The sequence below is a fragment of the Vibrio sp. 10N.286.46.A8 genome (assembly GCF_041470165.1).
GTDB lineage: Bacteria > Pseudomonadota > Gammaproteobacteria > Enterobacterales > Vibrionaceae > Vibrio > Vibrio tasmaniensis_A.
Window position 1 is genome coordinate 1 of record NZ_JBFRLX010000193.1, and the last position, 19,504, is coordinate 19,504.

Annotated in this window: 14 protein-coding genes; 4 read left to right on the forward strand and 10 right to left on the reverse strand. The window is 44.0% G+C overall.

Translation table 11 applies throughout. The annotated features are described in order from the left end of the window. The first annotated feature begins 358 nt into the window (after positions 1 to 358). Together AB4232_RS17890 and AB4232_RS17895 are read left to right on the forward strand one after the other, a co-directional pair. Positions 359 to 1,576 (forward strand): ROK family protein, encoded by a 1,218-nt coding sequence (locus AB4232_RS17890; RefSeq protein ID WP_017102815.1) that lies wholly within the window; start codon positions 359 to 361, stop codon positions 1,574 to 1,576. A 167-nt stretch (positions 1,577 to 1,743) separates the two neighbouring features. After that, positions 1,744 to 2,685 carry a chemotaxis protein CheV gene (locus AB4232_RS17895; RefSeq protein WP_009848992.1) on the forward strand — a complete coding sequence of 314 codons (942 nt, stop codon included), beginning with the start codon at positions 1,744 to 1,746 and terminating at the stop codon, positions 2,683 to 2,685. A 309-nt stretch (positions 2,686 to 2,994) separates the two neighbouring features. Here AB4232_RS17895 and AB4232_RS17900 read toward each other — a convergent pair whose 3' ends face one another. The 4 genes from AB4232_RS17900 to AB4232_RS17915 form a co-directional block, all read right to left on the reverse strand. Next, on the reverse strand, positions 2,995 to 6,087 hold the full coding sequence (locus AB4232_RS17900; RefSeq protein ID WP_372087666.1) for an error-prone DNA polymerase: 3,093 nt from the start codon (positions 6,085 to 6,087) through the stop codon (positions 2,995 to 2,997). A 113-nt stretch (positions 6,088 to 6,200) separates the two neighbouring features. After that, positions 6,201 to 7,673, reverse strand: a complete 1,473-nt coding sequence (locus AB4232_RS17905; RefSeq protein ID WP_372087667.1) for a DNA polymerase Y family protein — start codon at positions 7,671 to 7,673, stop codon at positions 6,201 to 6,203. Between the two features lie 3 nt (positions 7,674 to 7,676). Continuing rightward, a complete protein-coding gene (gene imuA / locus AB4232_RS17910) occupies positions 7,677 to 8,384 on the reverse strand; it encodes a translesion DNA synthesis-associated protein ImuA (RefSeq protein ID WP_372087668.1) in 708 nt (235 codons plus the stop codon). A 155-nt stretch (positions 8,385 to 8,539) separates the two neighbouring features. Next, the gene (locus AB4232_RS17915) at positions 8,540 to 9,280 is read right to left on the reverse strand and encodes a YciK family oxidoreductase (RefSeq protein ID WP_372087669.1); all 741 of its coding nucleotides are present in this window, start codon (positions 9,278 to 9,280) and stop codon (positions 8,540 to 8,542) included. A gap of 143 nt (positions 9,281 to 9,423) precedes the next feature. Between AB4232_RS17915 and sohB the strand changes: the two genes are divergently transcribed. Next, positions 9,424 to 10,485 (forward strand): protease SohB, encoded by a 1,062-nt coding sequence (sohB, locus tag AB4232_RS17920; protein WP_009849001.1) that lies wholly within the window; start codon positions 9,424 to 9,426, stop codon positions 10,483 to 10,485. Positions 10,486 to 10,690: 205 nt separating this feature from the next. Here the strand turns inward: sohB and AB4232_RS17925 are convergent, their stop codons facing one another. From AB4232_RS17925 to AB4232_RS17935, 3 genes are all read right to left on the reverse strand, one after another. Continuing rightward, on the reverse strand, positions 10,691 to 12,253 hold the full coding sequence (locus tag AB4232_RS17925) for a SpoVR family protein (RefSeq protein WP_372087670.1): 1,563 nt from the start codon (positions 12,251 to 12,253) through the stop codon (positions 10,691 to 10,693). A gap of 11 nt (positions 12,254 to 12,264) precedes the next feature. Next, positions 12,265 to 13,536: a YeaH/YhbH family protein gene (locus AB4232_RS17930; RefSeq protein ID WP_009848997.1), complete on the reverse strand. Its 1,272-nt coding sequence runs from the start codon at positions 13,534 to 13,536 to the stop codon at positions 12,265 to 12,267. 143 nt (positions 13,537 to 13,679) lie between these two features. Beyond that, entirely contained in the window at positions 13,680 to 15,614 is a 1,935-nt protein-coding gene (locus AB4232_RS17935) for a PrkA family serine protein kinase (RefSeq protein WP_371710290.1), read from the reverse strand. 354 nt (positions 15,615 to 15,968) lie between these two features. On the opposite strand from AB4232_RS17935, the gene AB4232_RS17940 reads away from it, so the two are divergent. Next, a complete protein-coding gene (locus AB4232_RS17940; RefSeq protein ID WP_372087671.1) occupies positions 15,969 to 16,724 on the forward strand; it encodes a MipA/OmpV family protein in 756 nt (251 codons plus the stop codon). Between the two features lie 100 nt (positions 16,725 to 16,824). Here the strand turns inward: AB4232_RS17940 and AB4232_RS17945 are convergent, their stop codons facing one another. From AB4232_RS17945 to AB4232_RS17955, 3 genes are all read right to left on the reverse strand, one after another. After that, complete coding sequence (locus AB4232_RS17945) at positions 16,825 to 17,325, reverse strand: YfbU family protein (protein ID WP_009846313.1); 501 nt, start codon at positions 17,323 to 17,325, stop codon at positions 16,825 to 16,827. Between the two features lie 221 nt (positions 17,326 to 17,546). Next, positions 17,547 to 18,287 carry a pyruvate formate lyase 1-activating protein gene (gene pflA, locus AB4232_RS17950; protein ID WP_009846312.1) on the reverse strand — a complete coding sequence of 247 codons (741 nt, stop codon included), beginning with the start codon at positions 18,285 to 18,287 and terminating at the stop codon, positions 17,547 to 17,549. Positions 18,288 to 18,450: 163 nt separating this feature from the next. Continuing rightward, positions 18,451 to 19,452: a lipid A deacylase LpxR family protein gene (locus AB4232_RS17955; RefSeq protein WP_372087672.1), complete on the reverse strand. Its 1,002-nt coding sequence runs from the start codon at positions 19,450 to 19,452 to the stop codon at positions 18,451 to 18,453. Positions 19,453 to 19,504: the final 52 nt, after the last annotated feature.

Here is a 19,504-nt window from a genome sequence, read left to right on the forward strand (position 1 = left end):
TGACTAGGCTACTTCTCCCTCGCCGCGATTAAAACGCTTTTATCTCGAACAAAGTTTAACCACGAAAGGTCAACGCGCCTTAATTAAGTATATGCATTAATTGATTATTTATTGGGAGCTAGGAGGATATTTCTTTATTTGTATCTAATTATTGAATTCAGGGCTCAATAACGATGTTTCATTGAGAAAATTAAGTCTCAATTTATCGATGTAGGTACTAATTTTTCTCGAACTATTTGACTAGATACACAAAGATTCATGTATATACGTGATACGGGTCACGGCGATATACCAAGTGACTTCACAATTACTTCGCAAAGTAAAAAAATTACCGCGTTGATGATTTCTGGAGCGTAAAATGTACATGGCTCAACCGGGCCATATTGATCATATCAAACAGGTCAATGCTGGTCGTGTATATAAACTAATTGACCTTAAAGGTCCTATTTCTCGTATCGATCTGTCCAAGCAAAGTGAGTTGGCCCCGGCGAGTATTACTAAAATTACCCGTGAACTCATTGAAGCTCACCTTATTCACGAAACGACGGTTCAAGAAGCCACGACTCGTGGGCGTCCTGCTGTCGGTCTGCAAACCAATAACGAAGGTTGGCAGTTTCTGTCGATGCGTCTTGGTCGCGGATACTTAACGATCGCGCTCCATGAATTGGGCGGCGATGTACTTATCGATACTAAGATTGATATTCATGAACGTGACCAAGACGATGTACTTGCGCGTCTTCTGCATGAAATTGATGAGTTTTTCCAAACTTATGCCGAGCAACTCGATAGGGTAACAAGTATTGCGGTTACGCTACCGGGGCTTGTGAATTCTGAGCAGGGGATTGTGTTGCAGATGCCACACTACAACGTTAAAAACTTAGCGTTGGGTCCTGAGATCTACAAAGAAACAGGTCTACCTGTCTTTATTGCCAATGATACCCGAGCGTGGGCATTAGCAGAGAAGCTGTTTGGTCACTCTCAAGATAACGATAATTCCGTTCTTATCTCGATTCACCACGGTGTAGGCGCTGGGATCATTCTCGACGGTCGAGTATTGCAAGGTCGCCACGGTAACATTGGTGAGCTGGGTCATATTCAGATCGATAAACAAGGCAAGCTTTGTCATTGTGGTAATCATGGCTGTTTAGAAACGGTTGCTAGTTCACAGGCTCTCCGTGAGCAAGTCAAAGAAAGACTGGCTAATGGCGAGGCATCATCACTAACGGCGTTTGAAGATGTCACAATTGAACAGATCTGCGCTGCTGCTGCTGATGGTGATCCACTGGCTGTTGAAGTGATTGAACAGTTAGGTCGTTACTTAGGTGCCGCGATAGCGATTGTGATCAACCTTTTCAATCCTGAGAAAATCTTGATAGGTGGTGTTATCAATCAGGCTAAAAGCGTGTTGTATCCTGCGATTCAAAAGTGTATCGAAGAGCAGAGTTTATCGGTTTACCATCAAGATTTAGAGCTGGTGGAATCTCGATTCTATAAACAAGCAACCATGCCAGGTGCTGCGCTTGTTAAACAAGCTTTATATGACGGCCAATTGTTAATGAAAGTGATTGAAGGCTAACCCTTTTTTTATCGTTTTTAGCCTTCCTTGAACCCTTTCCATGCACTTAAACTATGTATAACAGCATTTGTTGTACTTAGTTTAAGCATCTGTGTATTTGCGCTTTGCTTTAACCTATCGAATTAGGCTATTGTAGCCACAGTTATTATTTGTCACTAAGGTGTTGTATGTCTGGCGTTTTAAATTCTGTTGATCAGAGAACTAAACTCGTCGGTGAAAACCGTCTGGAACTCTTGTTATTTAGCTTAAATAGTCGCCAACTATTTGCGATTAACGTATTTAAAGTGAAAGAAGTCTTAAAAGTGCCTGTACTCACTCGCTTGCCAGGCTCTCACCATCATATTACGGGTGTTGCTTCTTTACGTGGTGAATCTGTACCTGTGATTGACTTACGCAGTGCGATTGGTTTCCCACCATCACGTGATGAGACTCAAGAAAACAACTTGATCATTACCGAATACAACCGAACCGTACAAGGCTTCTTGGTTGGACAAGTTCGCAATATCGTGAATACGACATGGACAGAAATCCAACCGCCACCAAAGACTACGGGTCGAGCAAACTATTTAACTGCTATCACGCATATCCAAGAAGAAGAGCAGCACAAAATCGTTGAGATCATCGATGTTGAAAAGGTGTTAGCGGAGATCATCGACTACGATGTGTCGATTTCTGACGGTGTTCTAGATCAGCAGTTAGCGAATGAAATGGTTGGCCGTAATGTGCTTATCGTGGATGACTCTTCAACAGCACGCAACCAGATCAAAGGCACCTTGTCGCAACTTGGTTTGAACATTATCGAATGTTGTGACGGCTTAGAAGCACTGACTTTACTTAAGAAGTGGTGTGATGAAGGCAAAGACATCAATCAAGAAATACTGTTGATGATCACCGATGCCGAAATGCCAGAAATGGATGGCTACAAACTGACTCATGAAGTTCGAACTGATCCTCGAATGCATGACTTGTTTATTACGCTAAATACTTCATTAAGTGGTAGTTTCAATGAAGCCATGGTTGAGAAAGTAGGGTGTAATCGCTTTATTTCTAAATTCCAACCAGACCTCTTAGTTGAAGTAACTCAAGAGCGAATGCGTCAGATTTTGTAATTAATGCAGCTGTACGGTTTGTTTCGAATGACCTTGGCGAAAACGTTTGCTAGTATTTGATACAGCATGTTTTTTAACAAAATATGCTCAACTACTAACGTAACTTTTCATGCACAATCTAAGGTAGTTCCTCTGAATGATATGGTTAACGTCTAAAGTCGTCATGACTTTGAGCTTATTACTGTATAGGGAATTTAAGAAAAGACGTACGGAAGCGGACGTTGAGGTATAACTCAACAACTTGAATTTAAGGGAAGCGGATGCTTCCCTTTTTCGTTTCTAGCGTTTCTTGGAGGGCAACTTGATTCGTTAATGAAAATCTCGGGATTTGGTGTTCAAACCAATAATGTCATCGGTAATATCGATGAGTTTACCCGCTATAACATGCACAACTTCGCCTTCCTTTTCTAATATTCCTTGTACTTTTAACGCTTTGGCTGTCAGATAAGCTTGCTGTTGAGAGCGCGCGGTTGCTCCCCATACCACGACATTAATATTGCCCGTGTTATCTTCTAATGTAACAAAGGTAACACCTGCCGCGGTTCCGGGAGCTTGTTTTCCTGTGACTAATCCAACAACCGTGACCATAGATTTGTGTCTTTGCTGTATTAAATCCTTCATGTGTGTGAATCGACCTAATCGTCCCGCTTCTTCTAGCAAAGTGATTGGGTGTTTGTTCAATGAAATTCCGACACTGGTGAAGTCTTCGAGTAGATCTTGCATCTCATTGGGTTTGTGCAGTGCATGTTCGTCATGTCCATCCCCAACATCGTCATAGACTTGGCTAAACAGAGGTAAATCAGAAGCGGAGTCCATGATTGTCCAGCGAGTCTGGAAGCGGTCTCCCGATACGTTATGTAGCGCATTGGCCGATGCCAGTAGCTCGATATCTTTCTTATTCATCGATAACTGTTTCACCTGGCTAGGGTGGCGATAACCGGATTGTGGACGATTGGCGAGCACGCTTTGAATCCCATGTTCGCTGAATCCTTTGATTTGTCGCAGCCCTAAGCGAATCGCTAAACCATTCTGATGAGCGATGACAGTGTGGTTGTCTTGTGAGGCGTTCACACATACCGGAAGAACTACCACATTGTGTCGTTGTGCGTCTTGTACCAACTGTGATGGGCTATAAAACCCCATAGGTTGGCTATTGAGCAAGGAAGCATAGAAGCATTCTGGGTAGTAGCATTTCAACCAAGCTGAGCAATAGGCTAGCACCGCAAACGAAGCAGAATGGCTTTCTGGAAAACCGTATTCGCCAAAGCCGCATATCTGTTTAAAGATCTGCTCAGCAAACTCTGTCTCATAGCCGCGTTTTTGCATTCCTTCGATGAGCTTATTTTTAAACTTAAAGACGTTGCCATTTTTCTTCCAAGCCGCCATGGCGCGTCTGAGCTGATCCGCCTCTCCACCTGTGAATCCTGCGGCAACCATCGCGAGCTTAATCACTTGTTCTTGAAATATTGGCACCCCCAAGGTGCGTGACAGTACCGATTCAACATCCTTCGATGGATAACTGATTGGCTCAATACCATCTCGACGCTTCAAAAATGGGTGAACCATATCGCCCTGAATAGGCCCAGGACGAACGATAGCGATTTGAATCACCAAGTCGTAATAAGTCTTCGGTTTGAGCCTTGGCAGCATGCTCATTTGCGCGCGTGACTCAATTTGGAATATCCCGGCGGTGTCTGCTCGCTGAATCATGCCGTAAACCTGAGGATCGTCCTTAAGGCGAGTGATCTCTGCGATAGACAGAGAACGTCCATGGAAGTGTTTGATAAGGTCGAAGCACTTACGAATCGCAGAAAGCATACCAAGCGCGAGCACATCAACTTTCAGCAGCCCCAATGTTTCAAGATCATCCTTATCCCATTGAATTATGGTTCGATCGTGCATAGCCGCATTTTCGACGGGAACCAATTCATACAAAGGCCCAGAAGAGATCACGAAGCCGCCAACATGCTGAGACAGGTGACGTGGAAAGCCGATGATCTCATTAACCAAATGGATAAACTGCTGTCCCTTCAAAGAATCAGGCTGTAGCCCCAATTGAGTGAGCTGAGCCTGCCAACCTAAGCTTTTGTCCCTGCGATTGGTGTTCTTAATGAAGTAGTCGAGCTGAGTTTCTTGTAGCCCCAATGCTTTACCGACATCTCTTACCGCACTTTTGAAGCGGTATGAAATGACAGTTGCGGCAAGTGCTGCGCGTTCTCTACCGTATTTTTTGTAGATGTATTGGATGACTTCTTCACGGCGCTCGTGCTCAAAATCGACATCAATATCGGGCGGCTCATCGCGCTCTTTACTGATGAAGCGTTCAAATAGCACTGAGATTTGTCTTGGGTCGACAGAGGTGATCTCTAGGCAGTAACAGACCACGGAATTGGCCGCTGAACCTCGACCTTGGTAAAGAATCCCTTGGCTTTTGGCAAACATGACGATGTCGTGGATTGTGAGAAAAAAGAAAGGGTAGTCAAGCTCGTCAATTAGCCCCAATTCTTTCTCTATGATTTGTTGAATGTCGTTAGGCACGCCTTGCGGGAAGCGAGTTCGTTTCCCCTTTTCGACTAACATGCGTAGATAGCTCATGGGTGTCTCACCTTGAGGAATCAGTTCACTGGGGTATTCGTATCGCAAGCTATCTAAATCAAATTCACACAGCTCAGCGATACGATTGCTCTCTTCTAGCCACTCAGTTTTGAATATATGAGAGAGCTTATTGATACTCCGTAAACAGCGCTCGGCATTAGCGAGTAAGTGATTGCCCACTTCGGTAATGGGCTGTTGGTACTTTATTGCAGTGAGTGAGTGCTGTAAGGGTAAGCGGTTCGCGTTGTGCATCAGCACGCCACCACAAGCTGTAATCGGCAGTTGGTGATGTTGTGACAGCTCAACGCAGTAATCTGTGTATTGCTGGTCGGTTTGCTTTAGGTGTCGTTGTAAGCCGATCCAAAGCCGACCTGAATGGTGCTGGGAGAGCCATTGCCCCCAGTGCGCGTCTTCATTTTTCTGTTGAGGAAACCAAAGAATGAAGCAGTGTTTAGCCGACATGATATCCCACTCAGAGAGCTGATAATGTCCTTTGCTACTACGACGTCTCGCATTGGTAATAATACGACACAGCTCGGCGTAGGCTTGTCTATTCGGACATAACAAGACAACTTGGCACTCTTCATTTAACCAAAACATGCTCCCGACAATTTGCTTGAGCGACAGTTTATGTTGCTTTATCGCAGAGTGAACCTTAACGATGCCCGCGACTGAGCACTCATCAGTAACTGCGAGTGCTTTGTAGCGTAAGAAGTCGGCCTGTAAAACCAACTCTTCCGCGTGCGAAGCTCCTTCAAGGAAGGAGTAATTACTTTGACAGAAAAGCTCTGAGTATTGCTGAGACATAACGTAATCTCACTTAACCATTGCGAGTGAACATGATTGAAAAGGGCGTTTAAATTGAGTAAATGGTGCGGGTTGGCGATTCAACTTTTGTTGGTTAGCTAAATAAGTGTTGGTTAGCTGAATAAGCCGTGTAAGAACCACTGTTTATCTGGTGTTCTAAATACCCATAACCATCGACCGTTTTCACTGTGAGCAATAAAGTAGTCACGAATGATTTTCTCGCCATCCCACCATCCAGAAACAATGCGCTCAGGGCCTTGAGATAAAGTGACGCTCTCGGTTAAGGCTTCGGGCTCGGGCAGTAGAATACTCGGTCGGAGTCGTTGTTGGCTGATGTTGGGAGTTGTCGCAGTTTGTTGCGTGACCTCTTGGGAAGTTTGTCCCTTTTTTACCGTATTTCCCAGTGTCGGTAGTGAATATTGGTTGGCCTTCTCTGGCCTTGGGTCATGTTGTATTTTCGGTGTTTGAATACAGGCTTGCCCTAACTTAGCTTGCAGTAATGAGAGCAAATCTAACGCGGCAAGTGTTCCGGTATTGCCATCGAAAAGATCATGGTAGGCGACTTGCGGTTCTCCATGACGAATCAAAGAGAGAGTCAGCCCCTGTACGGGGGCTGTGATCTTGAGTGACTCTAAGGTCAGATGGGTAAGGTTCGCCCATTTACTTGCAAGGTAATCGCCCTGCGCGGAATAAAAAGAGACATGATGGTCGTCTTTATCTCTTAGGTGCAAAGTCAGCGTTAACTCGAAAGCCACTCGGTCGCGCAGCTTCAAAAAACACTCGAGTTGATTCAGTAATTTCAGCAACGGCTTTTCGATAAATAGGATGTTTTCAATATCAAACAACAGCTCCAAATATTGCTGGAAATTCTCTGGTGGGTGATAGAAATCAATTGGGTGCTTGAACTGCCCATTAAGGCGACCGACATAATTCACTAGGTCGATATCAAAGCGACGCGCGACCTCTTGCAAAGGCAGCTTTAATAAGTCTTCAACGGTATTGATACCGACACGGTTCAGGCGTTCCACTTGCTTGGTCGGTAGCTCACTGGAACTCAATGCTTGTTGATTGACCCAAGTTTTCATCTGCTCAATATTGTTTGTTGCTTGATTGATCGCTTGCTTACCCAAAAGGATCGCAGCAAGCGGCGAATAACCCGTAGCGAAGCTGAACTGGATATTGAGCGTCTCCAAGTGGCTTTTGAGCTCATGCCAGTAGTTATCTAGTCCGTCGTAAAGTGACAGCATGTTAGAGGCTTTAATCAACAAACCATTAGGTGGCAATAACGCCATGTCGGAAGTGACCAAATACGCCCATTGAGCGATCTCTTTGAGCTTACTTTTCTCCAGTTCAATACTGTAAGGGTGGACGTGTAAGTTGTGACACAGCGCCGCCGCAGATCCTAAGCCCATACCAAGTGAAATTCCCGATTGCAACGCAGCTGGGTTTGCTTGCAGTACTCGGTGATCTTTTTCATCCACGATGATAATGGGTTGTTCGCGTGAGTCTTCGCTCGAACCCAATTCATTAGAGTTAAACAAGGTATCCAATTGTAGGGATGAGAAATGCAGATACAACCACAGCATACGTTAGCCTTGCTTCGCAATAGGAAAAGCCAGCACAGTGTTACCTGACAAAGCACGATCTAAATTGTCTTCATGAATGACTTTCTCTGTGAGTAACGGCCAGTTGTGTGTCATGTCTAGAATAAAGCTGCCATACGACCAACTGCCTTTTCTTTTCGTGACTTCAACCTTTAACCCTTGGATGTGAGAAGACAGCTTCATGCTTAAAGAAACGGGTAGGGATAACTGATTATGGCTGGTGGTTTTAAAATGAACTTGCAGACACTTGCCCGTTTCGCTTGCCGCTTGCAGGCGCTTGGTTTGGTGAATTTCTAGCTCCGCTCCCCATAGCAAAACAGAATGACAGGCACCACTCTTGAGACACTGCTCTGCGGCCCATAACGCATCGAGATCTCGTTGAGGCTGAATAACGAGAATGTTCTCTAATTCAATGCCTTGGTTGCTAAAAAACTCGGCACAGATCTTCCCTGGAGGGTTGATGAAAATGGCCAACTTCTGCGATTTTTGTTGAGCTAAATAAGGAGTGAGTAGACGAAGTTCGCCGATCCCTTGTTGTGTTTCAACCTCAATAACGCCGTGCGTCGGGAAGCCGCCGTCAAGCTGTTTATCCAATTGAGGATAGCCTGTCGAAGTGGTGCTGCCTTGCGTTGTTGATTGTAACCCTTTCCAGATTAGCTGGCGGTCTTGTAAGTTTTTTATTAGTTCATGCATAATCAAATACCTGTATATTTATACAGTATATTTAACAATGAAAAAGATGCAAAGAAAAATGACGAAAATCAGGGGAACTAAATATTAGATGGTTGATTTAGATACAAAAAAAGCCGCTATGGAAGCGGCTTCTTACTGTTGGTTAATGATATCAGTTACTTAGGTTGAGCATCGATACATTGGCCATTAATGTCTGTCACACTTGGGTTCATTAAGTGTAGATACAGCGGGATGATGTCGAGTGGCGTTTTTAACTTGTTCGCATCTTCACCTGGGTACGCTTTTGCACGCATGCGTGTTTGAGTGCCGCCTGGATTAATCGCATTAACACGGATATCGGTACCTTCAAGCTCATCGGCTAAGATCTGCATCATGCCTTCTGTAGCAAACTTTGACATCGCGTAAGTGCCCCAGAACGCGCGGCCAGAGTGACCAACTGTTGAAGAGGTGAATACGATACGACCGGCTTCCGCTTTCTTAATGACAGGCAGTAACGCTTGAGTCATTAGAAATTCAGCTTTAACGTTGATTTGCATGACGCCATCAAACGTTTCTTCATCGATTTGATCGAATGGACTTAACGTGCCAAGCACACCTGCGTTATGCAGTAGACCATCTAAACGACCGAACTGTGATTCAATGGTTTCAGCCATGTCGATGTAGTTCTGTTTTGTCGCGCCTTTTAAATCCAATGGGATAATCGCAGGCTGTGGGTAACCAGCGCTTTCGATTTCGTCGTAAATTAATTCAAGGTTTTTGACATTGCGGCCTAACAGAATAACAGTTGCACCATGTTGAGCGAAACTTAGCGCGGCTTGGCGACCAATGCCAGCACCGGCACCTGTAACCAAAATTACTTTATCTTTGAGGGCATCTGTAGAGATTGGGTAATCCACTGTGCTTATCCTTCTTTCTTTTATTATGTTCGTCATTCCATTGATGTTTAATCACACAGATAACCGCAGGAATGATGAGAAATTCTTGGTAATCGTGACAAGATGGTTACAATACACTAATTCATACATTAGGGGATATGACATTGGAATTTTTGTTGGACTACGGCTTGTTTTTAGCCAAGATTGCGACCGTTGTAATCGCCATCATTGCAATTTTAGTGATTGCTAAATCGGTGGGTGGAAAATCAAGCGCGATTAAAGGTGAGCTGGAAATCACGAACCTATCTGAGCACCATAAACAGACGATTGAACAATTAGAGCACCATCTACACGATGATGCTTTCATCAAAGCCCGTGATAAAGCAGAAAAGAAAGCGGAAAAAGAAAAAGTAAAATCACGTGGCAAAGAAGTGAAAAAAGCAGCGAAAGAGGGTGAGCTTGATAGCAAGCGTGAACCACATCTATTCGTTCTCGATTTTAACGGCAGCATTGATGCGAAAGAAGTGGCTTCGCTACGTGAAGAGGTAACGGCGGTGTTGGCTGTGGCTCGTGAAGGTGATGAAGTATTGCTTAAGCTTGAGTCTGGCGGTGGCATGGTTCACGGCTATGGTTTGGCGTCTTCTCAACTCGACCGTATCAAAGCAGCAGGCCTGCCTCTGACTATCTCGGTAGACAAAGTAGCCGCGAGTGGTGGTTACATGATGGCATGTATCGCGGACAAAATTGTATCTGCACCTTTTGCTATTGTTGGCTCTATTGGTGTTATTGCTCAGCTGCCAAACTTCAATAAATTGCTTAAAAAACATGATATTGAGTTCGAACAGCTAACGGCGGGTGAGTACAAACGCACGCTTACTATGTTTGGTGAGAACAGCGATAAAGCACGTGAGAAGTTTAAAGAAGAGCTCGAAGAGACACATGGCCTATTCAAAGACTTCATCCGTGACCATCGTCCAGCACTCGATCTTGAAAAAGTAGCAACGGGTGAACACTGGTTTGGTACACAAGCACATGAGCTTGGGCTGGTGGATGAGATCAGCACTTCTGATGATTTAGTCGTAGCGGCATGTAAGGATAAAACGGTTCTAGCGATTCACTACGTACAGAAGAAAAAGCTGTCAGACAAACTAGCGGGCGTGGCAGGTAAATCTGCAGACAGCGTGCTGATGAAGCTGATTGAACGCGGCCAAAAGCCGATTGTTTAAGCTTATTTAGTTTTAGCTCTAGTATCTAGTATCTAGTATCTAGGTTTAGTGCCTTGCGTCTATTGAAGACGTTTGAGCCTTAAAAAGAAAGCGCATAAGTCATCAGACTTATGCGCTTTTTTATTGCTCCACTTCCGAGCGGGTGACCACTATGTTGTAGGGGGAGCGGAGTTTTATACCAAGCACTTACTTACTGTGATTGATATTAAATCTTGGCTCCATAATCATTACGTTTTGGACAAGTAGTCAGAATCTCTCTATGACCCGTATCTTTGAGCTCTTCCAAAATTACATCAAAGCCCCATAAGCGATAGAGATGTTTCATCACTTCGTCGTAGCCTTTATCAAGCGGTATACGGCCGTGAGGCACATACTGCAGTGTCATCGAGCGATCACCACGAACATCGACATTAAACACCTGAATATTCGGCTCAAGGTTACTTAGGTTGTATTGCGCCGCAAGCTTTTCACGAATCAAGCGATAGCCTGGGTCATCGTGAATAGCACTTATCTCAATGGTGTTTTTGCGGTCGTCGTCGAGCACAGAGAACAGTTTAAAGTCTCGAATGATCTTTGGTGAAAGGTATTGGCTGATAAAGCTTTCATCTTTGAAATTGTGCATGGCAAAGTGCACCGCTTCTAACCAATCACTTCCGGCTAACTCAGGGAACCACTCTTTGTCTTCATCGGTGGGTTCTTCACAGATGCGTCGGATGTCTCTAAACATCGCAAAGCCAAGCGCATAAGGGTTTATCCCGCTGAAATAAGGGCTGTTGTAGGCGGGTTGTGCGACCACGCTGGTGTGGCTGTGTAGGAATTCTAAGATGAACTTGTCACTCACCAAACCTTCGTCGTAAAGGTGGTTAAGAATGGTGTAGTGCCAGAAGGTTGCCCAGCCTTCGTTCATTACTTGAGTTTGCTTTTGAGGGTAGAAGTATTGGCTCACCTTGCGAACGATGCGAACACACTCACGCTGCCAAGGTTCAAGTAGTGGTGCGTTCTTCTCGATAAAGTAGAGAATGTTTTCTTGAGGTTCGCTAGGAAAGCGGGTTTTGGTCTCTTTTTCCTTGTCTTGATTTTTAGGCACAGTTCTCCACAGCTCATTGACTTGAGATTGCAGATACGCTTCACGTTCTTCTTGCCTTGCTGTCTCTTCAGCTATGGAAATCTTCTCAGGGCGTTTGTATCTGTCTACGCCGTAATTCATGAGGGCATGACAAGAGTCGAGAAGTTGTTCGACTTCGGCAACACCATATTTTTCTTCACAATCGGTAATGTATTTTTTAGCGAATAATAGGTAGTCGATGATGGAACTGGCATCGGTCCAGGTTTGGAATAGGTAGTTGCCCTTAAAGAACGAGTTATGGCCGTAACAAGCGTGTGCCATTACCAACGCTTGCATCGTGACCGTGTTCTCTTCCATTAAGTAAGCGATACACGGATCTGAGTTGATCACGATCTCGTACGCTAAGCCCATTTGGCCGTGTTTGTAGTTTTGCTCGGTTTGGATGAACTTCTTACCAAAAGACCAGTGGTTGTAATTGATGGGCATACCAATACTGGAGTAAGCATCCATCATCTGCTCAGAGGTAATCACTTCAATCTGGTTCGGGTAAGTGTCCAAACGATAATGCTGCGCCACACGCTTAATTTCTACGTGATATTGCTCTAAGAGGTTGAACGTCCAATCTGGACCATCAGGCAGCATCTTATCGTTTCTCTTCTGTGTCGCTTTGTCTTTTTCTGCAACGTTTGATTTCGCTGTCATGGCAAGCCCCCTTACGCTGTCTCTTTCTGGAACAGTTCTCTAAACACAGGAAAAATATCATCCACCGTTTTAATGTTCTTCATGGCGAAGTTATCGAAGCTCGCTTCTAGCTTCTCGTACTCGTGCCAAAGCGTTTGGTGTGAACGGCGCGTAATCTCGATGTAAGAGTAATATTGGCAAGTCGGCAATAGCGTATTGACCAACAGTTCTTTACAGCGAGGCGAGTCATCAGCCCAGTTATCTCCATCAGAGGCTTGTGCTGCATAGATGTTCCACTCATTAGCAGGGTAGCGGTCTGCGACAATTTCTTTCATTAGTTTCAGTGCACTGGAAACGATGGTGCCACCGGTTTCTTGCGAGTAGAAGAACTCATGTTCATCGACTTCTTTAGCCTGAGTATGGTGACGAATAAACACAACATCGACGTTTTCGTATGTGCGATTGAGGAATAAGTAAAGCAGTACGTAGAAGCGTTTTGCGATGTCCTTGGTGGCTTGATCCATTGAGCCAGATACATCCATTAGACAGAACATAACGGCTTGGCTAGATGGAATAGGGCGCTTCTCGTAATTTTTAAAACGCAGGTCGAAGGTGTCAATGAACGGCACGCTTTCAATCTTTTTACGTAACTCAGCAATCTCTTCTTTTAAGCGACTCTCTTCGAAAGGTTGTGCTGGTTCTGTCATTTTTACTTGGTCAAGTTGCTCCATCAGTAGGTTGAGCTCGCGCTTTTTACCTGCTGTCATCGCGGTTCTACGAGCCAGAGATTGTTGCAGTGAACGAACGATAGCGATGTTAGATGGAATCCCCGCGCTTTGGTAACCAGAGCGGTGTGTTTTCCATTCGGTGATTTTGTTGACCTGATTCTTCTCTAGATTAGGCAGAGCTAAATCTTCAAAGAGAATGTCTAGATACTCATCCTTTGATATTTGGAAGGTAAATTCATCTTGGCCTTCGCCATCAGGGCTTGCGTCACCCTGGCCTGAGCCACCACCTTGACCGCCACCTTTAGGACGTTCAATTTTATCGCCCGTGATGAATTGGTCATTACCTGGGTGAACGCGTTCTCTTACGCCGCCTTGACCTTGGTGAAAGCTTGGCTCTTTGATGTCTTTATGAGGAATAGTAACGTCTTCACCCGTTTCAGTATTGGTGATTGAGCGTCGGTTGACTGCATCGGCCACAGATTCTTTGATTTGCTCTTTATGGCGTCGTAAGAAACGCTGTCTGTTCACAGCACTCTTATTCTTGCCATTGAGCCTCCGATCGATAAATTGTGCCATAAGAACTCCCTCTCAGCTGATGTTGCGATCCTACTTTTTATTCGGGTATAAGAGTTATTAGTTTACTAAAGCTATTCGTTCGTTAGGGTATAAAGTTATTGGTTTGTACGAGCTGCCCAATTGAGCAGCTCAATACAGTTTGGTTATGAGGATTTACGAACTCTTAGGTACCACTCAGATAGCAGTCTCACTTGTTTCTCGGTATAGCCTTTTTCCATCATACGAGCAACGAAGTCGTCATGTTTTTTCTGATCATCCGTTGAGGTCTTAGCGTTGAACGAAATAACAGGAAGTAGCTCTTCTGTGTTAGAGAACATTTTCTTCTCAATTACAGTGCGCAGTTTCTCGTAGCTCGTCCAAACTGGGTTTTGACCGTTATTGTTGGCTTTGGCTCGAAGCACGAAGTTCACAATCTCATTTCGGAAGTCTTTAGGGTTACTGATCCCAGCTGTTTTCTCGATTTTCTCTAGTTCACCATTCAGAGAAGCACGGTCAAATAGCTGTCCTGTTTCTGGATCGCGGTACTCTTGGTCTTGAATCCAGAAGTCCGCGTAGGTGACATAGCGGTCGAAGATATTCTGTCCGTACTCAGAGTAAGACTCTAGGTAAGCGGTTTGAATTTCTTTACCAATGAATTCTACGTAACGCGGTACTAGGTATCCTTTCAAGAACTCTAGATACTTCTCAGCGGTTTCTTGAGGGAACTGTTCACGTTCGATTTGTTGTTCAATCACGTAGAACAAGTGAACCGGGTTTGCCGCCACTTCGGCTTGGTCGAAGTTAAATACACGAGACAGGATCTTAAAGGCGAAACGCGTTGATAGCCCAGACATGCCTTCGTCAACACCTGCGTAGTCTCGGTACTCTTGGTAACTCTTCGCTTTTGGATCGGTGTCTTTTAGAGTCTCACCATCGTAAACCCGCATTTTTGAGAACAGAGAAGAGTTTTCAGGCTCTTTCAGTCTCGATAGGATGCTGAATTGCGATAGCAGATCGAGTGTGCTTGGCGAACAAGGGGCTTTGGATAGCTCACTGTGCTCAAGCAGTTTTTGATAGATCTTAACTTCTTCAGAGACGCGCAGACAGTAAGGGACTTTTACAATGTACACACGGTCGAGAAAGGCTTCGTTGTTTTTGTTGTTACGGAAGGTCTGCCACTCGGATTCGTTTGAGTGAGCCAGAATCATACCGTCAAATGGCAGTGCAGAAAGTCCTTCAGTACCGTTGAAGTTACCTTCTTGTGTTGCCGTTAGGAGTGGGTGCAAGACTTTGATTGGCGCCTTGAACATCTCTACGAATTCCATCACACCTTGGTTTGCTTTACACAGTGCACCAGAGTAACTGTAGGCATCAGGGTCATCTTGAGAAAAGTGCTCAAGTTTACGAATATCGACTTTACCTACAAGTGAAGAGATATCTTGGTTGTTCTCATCACCAGGCTCTGTCTTCGCAATCGCAACTTGGTCGAGAATAGAAGGGCGCAGTTTGATGACTTTGAATTTAGAAATATCACCACCGAAGTCATGGAGGCGTTTTGCTGCCCAAGGTGACATGATAGAGCGTATGTAACGTTTCTCTATTCCGTACTCTTGTTTCAAAAGCTCGCCATCTTCGTTTACGTCAAATAGACAGAAGGGGTGATCATTCACTGGGCTTCGCTCACCATCGGCAGACAGCACATAGATTGGTAGCTTTTGCATCAGTGCTTTGAGTTTTTCAGCAAGGGAAGATTTACCACCGCCCACAGGGCCAAGTAGATAAAGGATTTGCTTACGTTCTTCTAAACCTTGCGCTGCATGTTTTAGATAAGACACAATCTGTTCAATCGCGTCTTCCATGCCGTAGAAATCTTTAAATTCACTGTAGCGTGAGATGACACGGTTCGAGAAAATACGACTTAGTTGAGGATCTTGAGCAGTGTCAATGACCTCCGGTTCGCCAATGGCGAGTAATAAGCGCTCGGCAGCATTCGCGTAAGCACTTTTATCGTCTTTACACAGCCCTAAGAACTCTTGCAATGTCAGCTCTTCTTCCTTGGCTGCTTCATAACGTGATTGATAGTGGTCAAAAATACTCATAGTCACATTCCCCTTGTTAACCAGTCAAAACTGACGAGCGATTGAAAAATAGGCTCTCCCTACATTTTAAGGTTAGACCCGCTTCGACAATTTTGCTTAACAATTATGTATTTATTTACAATTTTGCGTGTGAAAAACGTAGCGAGCGCAATAGGCAACTTGAGGCGTGTGGAATCGAATTATTTTACATTCGAGCGGATCTAACCGTTTGTTTTGTGATTTTAGGTCGCTTAATAATACTCACACTGGATTTATGTGTATTAGATGTATAACTGAGCTCTATTGATTTTTTGGAATGAAGTACCATATAATGCGCTGCGTTATCCAATGTTGCTCAATAAATAGGTAAATATAGTGAAGAATAATGGGTTAAAAATAGTGGCTATCAGTGTGGCGTTACTGGCTTCGACAGCAACGCATGCAAAAATATCGCAGTGGTCACTGGGCGTTGCCGCCTCTTATTCTCCTGCTGTCTATAAAGAGACGCCGTCAAATCGTACGGTGATTCCCATGATTGGTTATGAAGGTGAGCATTTTTTCATGCGTGGATTCAGTGCGGGTTATCGCTTGCTACCTGCAGGTTCACCACAGAATATTGTGTTTAGAGCGGTTTATGATCCAAGAACATTAAAGCCAAGTGACTCTGATAATGCTGATATCCAGAAGTTAGATGAGCGTAAAGCGTCGGTGTTGGGAGGTGTAAGCTATCAAGTGATTACATTGGTCGGTATGTTTGAAGCGACAACGGGCTCAGACTTAGGGTTTAGGCACAATGGCATCTATGCAGAAGCGGCATGGCGCCTACCAATTCGTCGTAATGGCTGGGCGATTACACCATCTATTGGTTACTCGTATAACAGTAAGCGTTTGAATAATCACCTGTACGGAGTGAGTTCATCGGAAGCGGCGAGAACCAATTTAGATGAATTTGACGCTGACTGGGATGGCCAATACTTTATCGGTTTAGGTGGTTATCTGCATGTGACGCCAAATGTTCGAGTAACCGGCGGTGTGCGATATACCAACCTTGAAGGTAATATTGAAAATAGCCCAATACTTGAAAGTGGCATTAACATGGCCGCTAACGTCGGTGTCGCTTATGTATTCTAGGTGCTTTGGCTTATCGCTTCATATATGAATATTAAAAAAGGGTTACTCATGATGAGTAACCCTTTTTTGAAATTTTATAAGCCCACTTAAAGCTAATCTTCTAAGCACTAAATATTTGAGATAGCTCTGTCGCACATAGGTGGTACTGACGAGGGCAGTTACGCCACGTTGTTAGCATGCGACGGTACTTTTCTAACATTGGCATTTGGCTATTGAAGTGGTGATCTGCTTTGTCAAATTGAGGGTAAAGTCCTTCAGAATCAACAAGGAAACGCACGTAATGTACGATTTGTGCTTCAGAAGCGATATCGAAACCTAGGAATTGTAGACGACGTTGGTCGACTTCCGCACGCTCTTGATCTGCAAGCATTTTATTCGACTCTTGCATGGCATGGTACATCTCCATAATGTCGATAATTTCGCGACATTCTGCTTCAGTTAAACAACCAAATTCTTTGTTAAGCTCACGCATTTGGAGTTCGTAACCACGTTCTACAATCGTTTGTAGACGCTGGTATTTAGCTGAGTTCTCAGGATCCATTTGAGACATTAGGTAGTATTGATTTGATAGAATTAGACGCTGAGCATTGGTCATTTCCATGGGAGGAACCTCACTAAAAAACTAAATGTTATATTATTTTGTTGCAGTAAGAGTAACAGCATTCCTAAGAGTGGAAACATGATCTCAACACGGATTTAATATGATTTTTTGAATTGATAAACAAAAGTTGTAAAGAAAAGTGAAAGGATTGTTTTAACCAATAAAGAAAACGCCCCAATCGAAATTGAGGCGTTTGAAATCACTATTAACGTAAGTCTAAATTAGTATTTTACGTTTGAATGGTATTGACTGAGGATAGCAACAATCTCGTCCATTTTTTCTTTACTTGGCGGATTTGTACCTTCAAGAGGGTAGTCGTGACCCAAGGCTTCCCACTTATGAGCACCTAGCTTGTGATACGGAAGCAGTTCTACTTTCTCGATATTATCCATGTCTTTGATGAATTCACCTAAAAGGTGAGCATCTTCAGGTGTATCTGTGTAGCCAGGAACAATCACATAACGAATCCACGTCTTCTTACCTATTTTGTGTAGGTAGCGTGCAAAATCCAGAGTACGTCGGTTTGATACACCAATGAAATCGTGGTGAATTTCATCTCGCATATGTTTAAGATCCAGCATTACCAGATCAGAGGCTTCGAGTACTTCATCGACCACTTCAGTGTGTTTACGAATATAACCATTAGTATCAAGACAAGTGTGGATGCCTTCAGCTTGAGCTGCGCGGAAAAAATCACGAACAAACTCAGGTTGTAGCATGGCTTCGCCACCTGAACAGGTGATACCACCGCCAGAGGCTTTCATGAAATGACGGTATGATTTTGCTTCGTTAATGATCTCTTCGACCGTTACTTCCTTTCCGTCATGAAGATCCCATGTATCGCGATTATGGCAGTACATACAACGCATTAAGCAGCCTTGAAGAAACACAATAAAGCGGATACCAGGGCCATCGACAGTACCACAAGATTCGAATGAGTGAATGCGACCAGTTGTAGACATGAGCTATTCTCGTATAGGAATTTATACCGTTTATTTTATTACAAAAACGGTACATAAAATAGGGTCAAATGGTAACTAGGTCTTTAAAAATAAAGGCAATCACCTGTGAAGATGATTGCCTTTATTTAACTTGAAAAGCAGGCGGTGAAAGCCTTTTCTATGGCTAGAAGAAAGCAAACATAGTGATGCCACCAGTACCGTACACTGACTTTGTTGCTTCTTGGTAATCGGGTGTTTTTGCGGTAAGTGCGAAAGATGCACCAACGTATTGGTTATACCAAGCAACACCCAGTACAGCTGTCGCTTGAATGTTCTCTAAAGTGACATCGTAGATCGCAGGATCTTGGTCATTTTTCTTTGCATAATCATTAACACCGGAACGATCCCCTTCGACAGTCAGGTCATTAAATCGGTAACGCCCTTCAAGACCTGCGTAAGTAAACCAACCAGTATTTGAAGCACCTATCATGCCTGCTTTGAATGGATTCTCTGTGCTGATATTGGCTGCACCAAAGTTGCCGCCCAAGTCAGTACCCCAACGGAACATAAATCCAGTAGAAATATCACTTCTAAAATTACCCACGTTGATCTCTGATACGTTAGATATCTCGAAGTCAGTATTCGCTAACGCTTGATTACGCATTAGGTTGAAATGACTTAAGTAACCAAGGCTACCTGCGTACTCATCATCAACTTGATACTTCCAACCCATAGGTTCGTCTGATTTAGTGATTGAGTGAACCAGTTTTTGAGCGTCTTCGGAAAGTGCGCGCTCGCCTGTAGTACCAAACGTGATGTTAAAACGCTGGGCTTGTTGTGGGTTCAAGCTGATGTAGTTGAATTCTGTATGTAGGTAACCTGCGTATGGACGATCATTGGTTGATGGCTTTTCTAATTCAATGTCAGAAGGCGTGTACATCTTGTGACCAATGGTGATTTCCCACTTATCTAAAGAGCTTGCGCCCCAATAGGAAAGGCTTAATGGTTTTACCCAAGCGTATGGCGTAATACTTGACGATGTGTAACCCAGAAATAAACCGTTGGTATAGTCTTGGTCGACACCAAAGATACCATCGTTGTCTAACGCAAAAGTTAACGTAGAGCGTTCAGATGCCAGTGATGAACAAGAGAGGAGAATCAGTGGTAAATAACGAAGGTATTTCATGTAGCGGTTACTCAAAAATGATGAACAGAAATAGTACCGTAGTTTGAGTCGG